The organism is Ruegeria sp. P10 (assembly GCF_056534925.1).
Map to the genome: position 1 here is coordinate 532,235 of NZ_JBQERJ010000002.1, position 13,197 is coordinate 545,431.

Consider the following 13,197-nt stretch of genomic DNA (forward strand, 5'->3'; position numbering starts at 1 on the left):
ACCGCGCCGGCCAGATCTTTGGCTTAGTTCGGCAATGCGAACACGGTCAGCTGACCGCCCAGCGCGGTATAGTCGCTGAGTGCGGCATAGCCACCCACGGCGCCCAGACCGTCATTCGGGTTGGTCAAACCAGCCGCCAGACCGATACCGGCCCAGCCACCGACACCGGACAGGATGCCGATATACTGCTTGCCACCTTGCTCGTACGTCATCACGTTGCCGATGATGCCAGAGGGCGTTTTGAACTTGTACAGTTCTTCACCTGTTTCTGCATGAACAGCCTTCAGATACCCTTCGAGCGTTCCATAGAAGACAACGTCACCCGCTGTCGCCAGCGCACCCGACCAGACCGAGAACTGCTCTGGCAGTGACCACTTGATGCTTCCATCAGTGTTGTCCCAGGCAATGAAGTTGCCCATGCCACCATGGCTGTCTGGTGCCGGATACATCGCCAGAGTTGCACCCACATAGGGCTGACCAGCGGTATAGGACACGCGGAACGGCTCATAATCCATGCAGACATGGTTGGTTGGCACATACATCAACTGAGTCTTCGGCGAATAGGCCGCAGGCTGTTGGTCCTTGGTGCCCAAAGCCGCCGGGCAGATACCGGTCGAGTTCACGTCCTCGCCGTTCTGTTCCGTCGAATACTGCGCAACCACGGCCGGGCGGCCATAGGTTTCGCTGTTGGGATCCATGTCGACGCCAGTTGTCCAGTTCACAACCGGGTCGAATTTTTCGGCCACCAGCAGCTCGCCCGTCACGCGGTCCATGGTGTAACCAAGACCGTTGCGGTCGAAATGGGTCAGCAACTTGCGCTGCTCGCCATCAATTTCCTGTTCCGTAAGGATCATTTCATTGATGCCGTCATAGTCCCATTCATCATGCGGCGTCATCTGGTAGAACCATCTTGCCACGCCGGTGTCGATGTCACGCGCCATGATGGTCATCGACCAGCGGTTGTCGCCCGGACGCTGCGCCGGGTTCCAGGTCGACGGGTTCCCGGTGCCATAGTACATCAGGTTCTCGTCCAGATCCGCGGAATACCAGCCCCATGTGGTGCCGCCGCCGATCTTCCACTGATCGCCTTCCCAGGTGTTTGTACCCGAGTCCGCGCCAACCGGCTTACCCAGATGGGTGGTCTTTTCCGGATCAACAAGAATGTCCGAATCCGGCCCCATGGAATAGGCCCGCCAGACCTGCTCGCCCGAGTTCATATCATAGGCCGTAACAGACCCGCGCACACCGAATTCGCCACCCGAGATACCGACGATGACCTTGTCCTTGATTGGCAACACCGTGGCCGTGTTGGTTTCACCAATCGCCGGGTCGCCATTCTGGACTTCCCAGACGACATCGCCGGACTTGGCATCAAGCGCCACAACCTTGGTGTCGGCCTGATGCAGGAAGATCTTGCCATCCGCATAAGCCACACCGCGGTTCACCGTGTCACAGCACATGACCGGAATCACGTCCGGATCCTGCTTGGGCTCATACTTCCAGACGATTTTGCCCTCATTTGCCAGATCCAGAGCATAGACAATGTTCGGGAACGGCGTGTGGACATACATCATGTCACCAATCACCAGCGGTGAACCCTCGTGCCCGCGCAGAACACCGGTCGAGAAGGTCCACGCCACTTGCAGATCACCTACATTGTCTGCGTTGATCTGATCCAGTTCGGAATAGCGCTGATTTTTGTAGTCACCCGTCTGGATCGCCCATTGTTTTGCGTTCTCCATCTGGGCAACCAGGTCGTCATTTGCATAGGCCGTGGTGGCCAGTGCAATGGCAATCCCGGAGGTCCAAAGCGATAGATTTTTCATTCAATCTCCTCCCTTTCGTGCAGCGATCTCTCTCTGCATTGCAACACCTCACCCAGGTCGGATTACGGTGTCTGTTGATGCTCGCCCCGACCGACGGTTTTCCGGTCGCTTAGGTGGGAGAGCAATGCGATCTCCTACGACCCGCTGTCCTCAAAGGTCGCAAGATATGCTATGATGTTGGCCCGATCGTCCTCTTTTCGCAGCCCGGCGAAGGTCATCTTGATCCCCTTCGCGTAGTCGCGCGGTTTCGTCAGAAACGCGTCCAGTTCTTCGGGTGTCCAAACCAGCCCTTCTTCGGACAGCGAAATCAACACCGGTGAATAGCCAAATCCTTCTACGGTTGCGGCCTGACGTCCAACAATGCCGTTCAGCATCGGCCCCACCTTGTTTTCAGCCCCCTCGCCCACCGCATGGCAGGCCTTGCACTTGCGAAAGACTTTCTCACCCGCTTCGGGGTCGCCTTCGGCACTTGCGAAGGCGGGGGAAAGCATGAGGCAGGTTGCTGCGAATACCGTTCTGATCACTATCAATCTTTCCTTGCTATTTTCATTGGCTGAGACGTTCCGCGTGCCATTCGACATGGTCGCGCGCAAAACTGTTCACGAAGAAATACGAATGGTCATACCCTTCCTGAATTCTGATCTGTCCGGGCTGGCGGCGCTTTGCCATCATGTTGGCCAACGCTTCGGGTTTGAGCAGATCAAGGAACTGATCATCCGCGCCCTGATCAATCAGCAGGTCACCTTTCCAGCCGTGCTCTTCCAGCAGCAGGGTGGCGTCATGCGCGACCCAGGTGTTTTCGTCGTCACCCAGATAGCTGCTGAGCTGTTTACGGCCCCAATCCGACCGCGTCGGGTGCGCAATCGGCGCAAATGCCGAAAGAGACCCGAATTTGTCGGAGTTGCGTATCGCGATCGTAATCGCACCGTGCCCACCCATGGAATGGCCCGTGATCCCGTGACGATCCTGCACAGGGAAATTCTTTAGTACGATGTCGCGCAGTTCGTCGACGATGTAGTCATACATCCTGAAATGGGCCCGCCACGGGTCCCGGGTGGCGTTCACGTAAAACCCGGCCCCCTGCCCCAGATCATAGGCGTCATCATCGGCAACATTGTCACCACGCGGGGACGTATCGGGAAACACAACCGCAACACCGTAATCCGCGGCCGCCTCCTGAAATCCGCCTTTGGTCATCGCGTTTTCATGGGTGCAGGTCAGGCCGGACAAGTACCACAACACCGGCACCGGGCCGGATTTGGCCTGAGGCGGCAGGTAGACGGCAAAGGTCATCTCGCAATCACAGGTCTCGGACGCGTGGGAGTACACGGTCTGCTCCCCTCCGAAACTGCGGTTTTGCGAGATGGTTTTCAAACCCATGTCAGTACTCCACGACCGCGCGGATCGATTTACCCTGGTGCATCAGGTCAAAGCCGTGGTTGATTTCATCAAGCGTCAGCTTGTGCGTGATCATGGGGTCGATCTCGATCTTCCCGGCCATGTACCAATCCACGATCTTCGGAACATCCGTCCGGCCCTTGGCACCGCCGAACGCGGTTCCGCGCCATGACCGGCCGGTGACCAGCTGGAACGGACGCGTTGAAATCTCGGCGCCAGCGGGTGCCACACCGATGATGATGCTTTCACCCCAACCTTTGTGTGCGCATTCCAAAGCGGTCCGCATCACGCCGACATTGCCGGTCGCATCAAAGCTATAATCCGCACCGCCGCCGGTCAGTTCGACCAGATGCGCCACGATATCACCGCTGACGTTCGAGGGGTTCACGAAATCGGTCATACCGAAATGAGTCGCCATTTTGGCCTTGCCGTCATTCAGGTCGACACCAACGATCTGATCACAGCCCGCCATGCGACAGCCCTGAATGACGTTCAGGCCGATCCCGCCCAGACCAAAGACCACGCAACGCGAACCAATTTCGACCTTGGCGGTGTTGATAACGGCCCCGATGCCGGTGGTCACGCCGCAGCCGATGTAACAAATCTTGTCAAACGGCGCATCCTTGCGCACCTTGGCCAGCGCAATCTCGGGCACCACGGTGTGATTGGCAAAAGTCGAACAGCCCATGTAGTGGTGGATCGGTGTGCCATCCAACATGCTGAAGCGGGTCGTTCCATCCGGCAACAGACCGGCACCCTGAGTCGCCCGCACTTTCTGACACAGGTTTGTCTTGGGGTTCAGGCAATATTCGCATTCGCGGCACTCGGGTGTGTACAGCGGTATCACGTGATCGCCGACGGTTAGGCTGGTAACGCCTTCCCCGATCTCCAGAACAACCCCGGCACCCTCATGGCCCAAAATTGCAGGGAAAATCCCTTCGGGGTCATCTCCGGAACGGGTAAACTCATCCGTATGACATAGACCGGTCGCCTTGACCTCGATCAGGACTTCACCTGCTTTCGGGCCGTCCAGCTCAACCTCCATGATTTCCAGAGGTTGGCCTGCCGCCACAGCAACCGCCGCGCGTGTTCTCATCTCCGTCTGTCCTCCCATGGCACCGGAATCAACCGCAGTCCGGCAGCTTGGGTCGAGTATGGGGGCGAGCACCACGTGCAAACAATTAAGACAATGGTGTGTATTGGGTTGAATGGACTTCGCGCGCACATTTCATGCATGATGTCCGCGTGGAGGAAAGCTGTGATGTCAAACGGCAAGCTGATTGTTTTGGCGCTGGCCTGTCTGGGTGCGGCTGGCCCTGGCTTGGCTGCGGATTTCTCCGATCCAACATGGCCGTGCATTCAGCGCAAGGTCGAGGACCTTTCGCTGGGCCTCATGTGGCCGTATCAGGTTGTTGACGGCGAAACCGCTAAAAACACTGCCGACATCGACGAAATCGCCGGGCTGTTGGCCCTGAGGCGGATCGAACTGGAAGACCTTCGGCCCCAGGTTGCAGAGTTCGCCGCGCGGTACAATGGGGATCCGGATATTCTGGGTCAGGTGTTCCAGCGCGTCTTTGACACCTTGTCCAAAAGGCGCAAGCACATCATCGCGGGGATCGGAGAGTTTTCGCTCAAGCAGATCGATCTGGCAGAAAAAATTGATCTGGCCAGGGTGGAAATGGACCAAGCCCTGTCTTCCGACCCGCCCGACCATGACCGCGTTGACGCCCTGGAAGAGCAGCTGGATTGGGATCAGCTTATCTATTCTGACCGTCAACGCTCGATCACCTATCTGTGTGAAACGCCGCAAATCATCGAGCGGCGCCTGTTCGCGATTTCGCAAATGCTGCAACAATTGACCTCAGACCAGGGTTGACGCAGCGCCCTCGGGGGCAAGGAGGGACACATGAAACACGTATTGATCATCTTTCTGACGCTGTCGCCCCTCTCGGCCCTGGGCCAGCCCCCGCTCAGCGGCGTTGACATGACCCTGCCCAAAATGACCCAAGCGCAAATGACCCGCGCCGATGTCGTGGCCCAGCTTGCGGCTGCAACGGCCGACGCCCCTGCCGATTTCACCCGGGTCTGGCTGAACAATCTCGACTTGTCCGGGTTGGATTTCAGCAACGCAATCCTGCGGGCGACGTCATTGAACGGCACCAATTTGTCGGGATCCACTCTGGACGGCGCGATTCTCAGCCAATCCTGGATGATCGGCGCCAACCTTTCAGGCGCATCGCTTGTCGGGGCCGAGCTGTTCCAGACCCAGCTCAGCCGGGCGGATCTGAGCGATACGGATTTCACAAATGCCAGAACAGCCGCCGATTTCACCAAGGCCAATCTGAACCGGGCAGTATTCAAAGGGGCGGATTTTTCGGCCGACATGCGCAACCAATCCATGGGGCTTATGCGCGGTGTTCTGTCCTCGGCTCGTGGATCGGACGTGGATTTCACTGATGCGCAAATGTCCCGCGCCGATCTGGAATTTGCCAAATTGCCTAACGCCAATTTCACCAATGCCGATTTGTCGATGGCCACATTGGGCGGGGCTGACCTGACAGGGGCCACTTTGTCCGGTGCCGATTTTACGAACGCCGATTTGACGGCGACGCGGCTGACTGATGTTCAGGGCGCAGATCAGGCCAATTTGAACGAAGCGAAAAACGTGGATCGGGCCATTCGCTGACCGGGCTATTCCCATTCGAGTTCGGTGAATGCGACCGTTGCATTGCGCGGGTTGTAGGTGTCAAACAAGTCCCAGTGCACTGCTTCTTCCTGAGCGATCGTTTCAACCGCATCCCCCAACCGCTGGCCACTGTCGATTGCTTTGCGTGTGTCGCTTTCCAGCACGTTCAAATAGCGCATCATATCCTCGGCCCCTTCAGGCCACGCCAGGATCGGCCCACCATGGCCCGGTACGATTTGGGTGACCTCAAGCCCGGTCATCTGTTTCAAGACGCGTTGCCAGCCTATCAGTTGACCATCCAATGCCGGGGTGTGCCGGTGAAATACAAGATCGCCGGTGAACATGACGCCGGTGTTTGCATCCATCACGGTCAAGTCATTCCCGGTATGTGCCCGGGGCCAGGCCCGCAGGATCAGTTTGCGCCCACCCAGATCAATCTCGTGCGTGGTTTCGACGGCGATGTCGACGGAAATCGGCCCGATGCCCACATAGGCGCTTTCGCCGATCGCGGCGCTCAGGCTTTCGACATAGTTGCCCAACCGGTCCAGCAACGCTCTCTCCAGCCCCACATGGCCAACAACCTGCGCACCTGAAAGGACCAAAGGCTCTGTACCCAAAGTGTGATCGGGATGCATGTGAGTCAAAATTACGTGACTGACTGGCTTGTCCGTCTCGGCCTGAATGGCCCGCCAGACAGCCTCGCCTATCCATGGTGCCGTTCCCGTGTCAATCACTGCGACACTCTCCTGGCCAATGACAAACCCGATATTGGACACGTCGCCCAGATTGTCCGCGTCGGGTTCCGCTATCAAGCCGCGATGCACGAACAGACCCGGCGCAGCTTCTTCAAATTCCAGAGCCAGGCCAATGGGTTGGCAATAAGGCGCGCCGCTGCGCCGATCGGACAGCGGCGGAGGAGTTGATTTCAGCTTCTGCTCGCATTCAGCCTGGGATCGGGCTTCGTAACCCGGCAAAAGTTGTTCTCTGCATGGCTCTGCCGCGACCTGCGCGCATAGCAAAATTACGGCTTCAAACATGGCAGCCCTCCGACCGGAACATTGGCATAGATCTCTGCCCGAACCACCGCGCCTTTCGTCGGCATGTATTTTCCCCGCATTTTGTGGCACATTCTTGGCCACCGGTTGCCGGAGGAGACACCATGGCCAGAGCACTAGCACCCGCAGCGATCCTTTCTCTTGCGCTGTCCCTGCCTGCATGGGCACAGCAGCCGATCAAAAATCCGCTGGTCGACAGCGAAACCTGGAAGGACCTGCAATACGATGTCGTGGGCGACGCCCAGATCGGGAACGCGGACACGCTGCTTTCGCTGGACGCCCCATACCGGGCGCATGATGCCGCAACGGTGCCGATCGTTTTGAAACAGCTTGATCCCGATGCCCAGATTTCTGCTGCCACCGTCGTGATCGACGAAAACCCGGCCCCGATCGCCGGCGTCTTCAGCTTTTCACCGGCCATGGGTCAGTTGGATTTCGAGATGCGCGTTCGCGTGAACCAATATTCGAATGTTCGCGTGATCGCTGAAACGCCGGACGGGCTTCATATGACAGGCCGGTTTGTCAAAGCATCGGGCGGCTGTTCGGCACCGGCCAGCAAAGACCCAGAGGTCGCATTGGCGTCCATGGGCAAGATGAAGCTGCGCAGCTTTGGGGAAGAGGCGCAGATTTCCACTTCACGCCGAGAAGCTCAGATCATGATCCGCCATCCGAACTATTCCGGCCTGCAACGCGATCAGGTCACGCAACTGTTCATCCCCGCGCATTTCATCGACCATATCGAAGTCTGGCAGGGCGATGAGTTGCTGTTCACGATGGATGGCGGCATCTCGATCTCGGAAAACCCGGCTTTCCGTTTTGCCTACAATGACAACGGCTCGACCATGTTGACGGTCAAGGCAACGGATACCGAGGGCAACACGTTCGAAAAAGACCTGCCCAAAGCCGCGGCCAGCTGACGGACGGGCCTGCGTTTATCGGAAACAGACAACCTCGGCTTCTGCCTGCGCCCGGCGCAGGTCAGCCACCATGTTTTCGGCCAGTACCGCGCTTTTGAAAAACGCCATACGCTCTCCCCCGACCCGACGCATAGACAGAACAGTTTCCGCCTGTTCATAATGCTCATACGGCAGGATCGAAGCGATCAAATCGATCGAGCATGAACACCTATCCAGCATCTCGCGGGTTTGACCGTTGGTGACCATACATGCAAACACGTAATCCGCGCGCGCCGCGGTCGGGTAGTCATTGAGCCGATCCGCAACACTTTGTGCTGACGCTGCAATGGGCGCGGCCAGAATGCCCGCGACCAGGGCCGTAAAGGTCATGCGGCTGCGTTCCCGAATTTGGCCTGACGTTTTCATTCGCGACCCTCCTGCATTCCTTCAAACCGCATTTCCGATCGATAAACGGCCGTGCCGTCACGTTCGGAAACAGCTTCCGCCACAAGGCTCAGATACCAGCCCGGAACCTCTTCTGACACCGTGACGCGAAGAACCAGGTCTCCGAACCCTTGCATCCGGTCGCGGTTCGGATCCTCGGCGAAAGGACGCATGAAAATGGTCCGAACGGGGATGGTTCTGCCACCAATCGCCGCCTCGCCTTCGACGATCTCGGCAGGTTGAACCAGCGCATCCTTGATACGGTTTCGGATGTAAAACGGGCTGCCTCCGGCGGACTCGGCCATATCCCGGATGGCGCTTTCATAGAAAACCATGATCATCGGATTGCCGACGCTGGCCGGAAAAACACCCATGGCGCGGTGTTTGTCATCTTGGCGAAATTCCAGATGGGCCATCTCGTTCCCGTCATCCAAAAAACTGACAGAGATAAGACCGGTATCGCGTTCCGCCGCATCGGGTCTTAGCCGGTTTGTGACGGTACGCTGATAGATTAATTCCTTGTCACGTTCGATTGTGTCCAGAACGCCATTTTGGAACAGCAAATCATAGGCTTGCTCGGCATCAACCGATGCCGCGGAAACGGCTTTCAAACTCAGAAACAAAACGGCGATGCCGCAAAGAAGCCTTCTCATATCCTGGCCCTCCCAAGGATGAGAGTATGGGCAAATCGCCCCATGTCATCGCCGACTTTTGTCGGTGTTGAGCGTTTGCGCGTGCAGGGCATTCTGTATCTTCCAAAAGATCAAGGACCGCAGCCGAGGCAGCTTGACCGGTTTCGCCATAACCGAAATTTCATGCCGCAATCCGTCTTTGCGCAACGCTTCGCTGCGATCAGCCGTGATCAGAATCGCCGGAACTTGAGTCTGCGTCATCTCTCGGATCCGGTGAATGGCCATCACGCCAGTTTCCCCATCATCCAATTGATAGTCGGCCAGAATGATATCCGGGGGCATTCCTATGTCTTTTATGAATTGCAACGCTTCCTGCGGCGACCGAGCCGGCAGAACACTGGCGCCGTTCTGTTCCAGCCACTGGGTTGTTCCAAAAAGAACATCGCGGTCGTTTTCAATCACCAGAATGATGAAATCCAACGGCACGTCGCCCGTATTGGCCAGAAGATCCAAGGGTTCGATGGTGCTTGGCCCACTTTCGACCCTGTCCATTTCTATGCTGAACACTGAACCAATGCCAGGTTTGGACCGCAGCGACAGCTTGTGACCCAACAGCCGGCAGGCGCGGTCCACGACGGACAAACCCAGCCCCATGCCGGACCCCAATGGCACGTTTTCGGCCCGAGTGAATTCCTCGAACACGCGTTCCTGGTCTTTGCGTGCGATACCGATACCCGTATCCCAGACCTGCAAAATGACCTTGTCGCCGCGCCTGCGGCACCCCACCAGAACCCGACCACCCGGTTCGGTATACTGGATGGCATTCACGACCAAATTCTGGATTGAGCGCAACAGATAGACCGGGTCGGATTTCACGATTTCCGAACACGGAACCACATCAAGCGTCACATTCTTGCTCTCGGCCACCAGCGTTTGGTCGCCCTGTATCCCTGCAATCATCGTAGCAAGGCTAACTTCTGTGGGTGAGACCGTGTCCGGGTCAGCGGTTTCAAGCCGCGATATATCCAGCAATGAGTGCAACAGTTGTTCAGCAGATCCAAACGCACCGTCCAACCGCTCCATCATCTCATGAAGCTCTGTCTCACGCGTGATCTCCAGCAGGGTCGAGATCATGAGTTTTGCGGCATTGATCGGTTGAAGCAGGTCGTGGCTGGCGGCCGCAAGAAATCGTGTCTTGGAAGAAACCGCAGCTTCGGCGCGTTCCTTTGCGATCCGCAGCGCCTCTTCCACCCGCGCTTTTTCTTCGTATTCCTGAACCAGCTTGGCGTTGGCATGGGTCAACTCTGCCGTGCGTTCCATAACCCGGTTTTCCAGGGTTTCGGTCGCGCGTGCTTCGAACGTTACGTCTTTCAGCTCGACCAGAAAACCACCATCCGGTAGCTGGTTGACCTGAATGTCCAATACGCGGTCTGATCCGTCGCGCACACGTTTGCGCAACCAGCCACGGCTTTTCAGCTCGTGTTGCCACTTGCCGATCCTGAGTTCATCATCAGCCTTGATCAGCCCACGCGCCCGCATCAGATCCAAAAGCGTTTGCACTGGCATATTTGCCTGCAAGACGGATAGCGGCAGGTTCAGTATTTCCCGGAACCGCGCATTGTGCATCATGATCTTCGTATCTGACGAAAACGTGCAAACGCCTGAGCTCATGTTTTGGAAAACCGCCTTAAGGTAGTCCTCCTGACGGTCAATAAGGGTTTCTTTCTCATCACGGTTTCTGCGAACAACGGATGTGATATCGGTCAACAGAATGACCACATTCTGAGGCGACGTGTATTGTGCGCTGAGTTGATACCAACGATCCCTACGCAGTTCGATCACGTCGCTGGACACCATCCCGGTATGGCAATTGCGCTCAAGCGCATCCAGCATTTTCGATATACCATTATCGGACGATACGAATTCAGGACTGTTCTGCACCAACAGAAAAAACCGACCCAGGCTGAGGCCGGGCCCGACAACATCAGACATATCCGGGAAGATCGCCTGAAACAGCTCGTTGCACAGGTTCAAATCACCATCCGTGAACAGCGCAAACCCTTCTTCCATGGAAGACAGGGCCTTGACGAGGCTCTTGCGGGTTTGTTCGCGTTCGTATCTGGCGCTTTCAAGTTCGGTGGTCGCGCGTTCCAGATCGCGACTCTGCTTCATCACCTGCTGCTGCAACTCTATCGCCGATTGAAACGCCAGAAAGGCGGACGGGCCTACATCTTTCTGACGGTTGGCGCGCCGCATCAGCGCATCAATGATCTTGGCCTGTTTGGATATCTGGATCTCTGGCGGGTCGTCCGGATTCAGCATGATCAGCTCAGTTCCCGCTTTTCGGGTTCAAAGAAAGCGACCCCTACAAAGGTCTGGTTCATGTGAACGCCGGATTGCTGTTCGCCGTAGGTGTTGAAGCCAACCACCCGGTGGGATTGCAAAACATCCGAAACCTGTTTGCTCAACTGCTTCTGTTCGATTTCGAGTTTCCGCAGAATACAGTCGAATCCAAGAATGAAATCCGGGGCCGTCCCGGTGTTGTCGCGCACATTCAACCCAGCTTCGAGCGTTTCAATAATCTCCTTCCCGCGCCCCAGTGTCATGATAAGGCCGTCATCGATCGCCGCTAGAAAAGACAGGGATCCCCCCTCCATCGGTTCACGAATGGCACGTACATAGTAATTGAGGTTCTGTCTGAGAAGCAGCGGGTTTTCTGCGAATACCAGTGGCGAAAGATCTTCGGCCGCGCACCCGACCAGTCGTGCATATTCCTGCGCTGCCGGCGCCCCGTTGATCTCATACACCACCCGTTCTTCCGGGTTGGCGTCGGTGATGATGATCTCTGACCCGATGGGCAGGAAATGATCAAAACCGATACCCTGAAAACCAAGGTTGGTTTCAATCAACAACAGGACGGCAGCATTGTTGTGCGCGCTGCCACCGTGAAAAACGAACGTCTCTTCATATTGAAGGCCATCCCCGGCAGAGCCGCCAAATATCGGCAATCCATCCAGAACGGTTTCCAGCGTTGAAACCAGCAAGTCTTCCTGCTTGGACAATCCATCCGTAAACACCAGAGCCAGCCTGTTCCACCCCGCCGTGTGGCGGAATCTTTCGGCCAACCGCTGCGCTGCGGCAGCGATCTCCATTGAATTGAGCGGCCTGAGCGACTCGAACAAAATGGACGAACACCGAAAGTTGGACTTTGGAAAGGCCAACAGCAAAAGCGCATGGGATTCATAACCCGATCGCGTGATTTGACCTGCGGTAGTGCAGCCAAATACTGGAACACCCGCAAGTCTTCTGTTCAGGCAACGTGACACCTCTGCCGGGTCAAGAGTGCTGGGAATAAAGGCCAGGACAAAGCAGGACGACAGACTGTCGATTTCCGCGCAGGCTTCTTCAACGGCGGTCGTCGGGTCCAAATCATCGGAACGGCCAATCGCAATGAAATTTGGTTCATGCTCCAGATCCCGCATGTGTCCCCCCTAGTGTTGAAGAAAGGATTTGACCTCCGGTTCGTGTCGCGACTGTCTGGCGACAACCGAGTCGACCAGAACAGCGGCCTGGGTCCGGTTGCGCACCCCAAGGCGGCGCAGCAAAGCGGTGATATGTGCCTTGACCGTCGCCTCGGCCAACGACAGCTCATATGCAATCTGTTTGTTGGATTGGCCCACGCAGATAAGCTTGAGAATTTTAACCTGCTGCGGCGTCAGTGATGAAAGCTCGGGGCTGGATTGGTAGACGGTGCTTTCGGAGGGCTTCAGCTCTTCGACGCGGTTGTATTCGGTGGGTACGTATCTCCGCCCAGAGCTGATCTCCTGAATGGCGTGTTTCAGGGTTTGCGCCGGCGTATCTTTCGGCAGAAATCCCATCGCACCGTGGTCCAGCAAAGATCTTACCAACTCTCCGGATGCCAGTGACGATATCACCAGAACCGGCGCATTCGGACAGCGCTGCCGTAGCTGCTGAAAACCCGAGATACCCGTTACGTCCGGCAATTTCAGATCGAACATGATCAGATCGGGCTTGAAGCCTGCGCCAAGTATTTCAAGTGTCTGCTTCAGCGTGTTGGCTTTTTCAATTCGGCAGTTCTCGAAGCTCAGCTGCAACGCCGCGGCCAAGGCATCGCTGAACAGCGGATGATCATCCACGATAAGCACGCTGGACACCTGGTCCACCGGTTTAGGGCATCCCGCAATGTGCATTGCTTCTCCTCCGACAGGAAAGGTACAGCATTTCCCGATCAGTTCAACT

13 protein-coding genes are annotated in these 13,197 nt (G+C 56.8%); 3 read left to right on the forward strand and 10 right to left on the reverse strand.

The window, feature by feature from the left end:
* Positions 1-23: 23 nt before the first annotated feature.
* The 4 genes from xoxF5 to ACR0FB_RS05685 form a co-directional block, all read right to left on the reverse strand.
* Positions 24-1,826: a lanthanide-dependent methanol dehydrogenase XoxF5 gene (xoxF5, locus tag ACR0FB_RS05670; protein WP_171637184.1), complete on the reverse strand. Its 1,803-nt coding sequence runs from the start codon at positions 1,824-1,826 to the stop codon at positions 24-26.
* 134 nt (positions 1,827-1,960) lie between these two features.
* Positions 1,961-2,317 carry a c-type cytochrome gene (locus ACR0FB_RS05675; RefSeq protein WP_171637185.1) on the reverse strand — a complete coding sequence of 119 codons (357 nt, stop codon included), beginning with the start codon at positions 2,315-2,317 and terminating at the stop codon, positions 1,961-1,963.
* A gap of 55 nt (positions 2,318-2,372) precedes the next feature.
* Positions 2,373-3,206: an S-formylglutathione hydrolase gene (gene fghA, locus ACR0FB_RS05680; RefSeq protein ID WP_216598307.1), complete on the reverse strand. Its 834-nt coding sequence runs from the start codon at positions 3,204-3,206 to the stop codon at positions 2,373-2,375.
* A gap of 1 nt (position 3,207) precedes the next feature.
* Positions 3,208-4,320: an S-(hydroxymethyl)glutathione dehydrogenase/class III alcohol dehydrogenase gene (locus ACR0FB_RS05685; RefSeq protein WP_480620439.1), complete on the reverse strand. Its 1,113-nt coding sequence runs from the start codon at positions 4,318-4,320 to the stop codon at positions 3,208-3,210.
* A gap of 165 nt (positions 4,321-4,485) precedes the next feature.
* On the opposite strand from ACR0FB_RS05685, the gene ACR0FB_RS05690 reads away from it, so the two are divergent.
* Together ACR0FB_RS05690 and ACR0FB_RS05695 are read left to right on the forward strand one after the other, a co-directional pair.
* Positions 4,486-5,100 carry a hypothetical protein gene (locus tag ACR0FB_RS05690; protein WP_171637189.1) on the forward strand — a complete coding sequence of 205 codons (615 nt, stop codon included), beginning with the start codon at positions 4,486-4,488 and terminating at the stop codon, positions 5,098-5,100.
* A 30-nt stretch (positions 5,101-5,130) separates the two neighbouring features.
* Positions 5,131-5,910, forward strand: a complete 780-nt coding sequence (locus tag ACR0FB_RS05695; RefSeq protein ID WP_480620441.1) for a pentapeptide repeat-containing protein — start codon at positions 5,131-5,133, stop codon at positions 5,908-5,910.
* 5 nt (positions 5,911-5,915) lie between these two features.
* On the opposite strand, the gene ACR0FB_RS05700 is transcribed toward ACR0FB_RS05695, so the two are convergent.
* Entirely contained in the window at positions 5,916-6,947 is a 1,032-nt protein-coding gene (locus ACR0FB_RS05700) for a quinoprotein relay system zinc metallohydrolase 2 (RefSeq protein WP_480620443.1), read from the reverse strand.
* Positions 6,948-7,069: 122 nt separating this feature from the next.
* On the opposite strand from ACR0FB_RS05700, the gene ACR0FB_RS05705 reads away from it, so the two are divergent.
* Positions 7,070-7,882: a quinoprotein dehydrogenase-associated SoxYZ-like carrier gene (locus tag ACR0FB_RS05705; RefSeq protein WP_171637193.1), complete on the forward strand. Its 813-nt coding sequence runs from the start codon at positions 7,070-7,072 to the stop codon at positions 7,880-7,882.
* Between the two features lie 15 nt (positions 7,883-7,897).
* Here ACR0FB_RS05705 and ACR0FB_RS05710 read toward each other — a convergent pair whose 3' ends face one another.
* Genes ACR0FB_RS05710 through ACR0FB_RS05730 form a run of 5 tightly spaced genes read right to left on the reverse strand, consistent with a single transcriptional unit; the run spans position 7,898 to position 13,148 of the window.
* The gene (locus ACR0FB_RS05710) at positions 7,898-8,251 is read right to left on the reverse strand and encodes a hypothetical protein (RefSeq protein WP_171637237.1); all 354 of its coding nucleotides are present in this window, start codon (positions 8,249-8,251) and stop codon (positions 7,898-7,900) included.
* 32 nt (positions 8,252-8,283) lie between these two features.
* Positions 8,284-8,958, reverse strand: coding sequence for a hypothetical protein (locus ACR0FB_RS05715; protein WP_480620445.1), 675 nt, complete (start codon positions 8,956-8,958; stop codon positions 8,284-8,286).
* A 45-nt stretch (positions 8,959-9,003) separates the two neighbouring features.
* Positions 9,004-11,259, reverse strand: coding sequence for a hybrid sensor histidine kinase/response regulator (locus ACR0FB_RS05720; RefSeq protein WP_480620447.1), 2,256 nt, complete (start codon positions 11,257-11,259; stop codon positions 9,004-9,006).
* 2 nt (positions 11,260-11,261) lie between these two features.
* On the reverse strand, positions 11,262-12,419 hold the full coding sequence (locus ACR0FB_RS05725; protein WP_171723923.1) for an FIST N-terminal domain-containing protein: 1,158 nt from the start codon (positions 12,417-12,419) through the stop codon (positions 11,262-11,264).
* A gap of 9 nt (positions 12,420-12,428) precedes the next feature.
* Complete coding sequence (locus ACR0FB_RS05730; protein WP_171637197.1) at positions 12,429-13,148, reverse strand: response regulator; 720 nt, start codon at positions 13,146-13,148, stop codon at positions 12,429-12,431.
* Between the last annotated feature and the right edge of the window lie 49 nt (positions 13,149-13,197).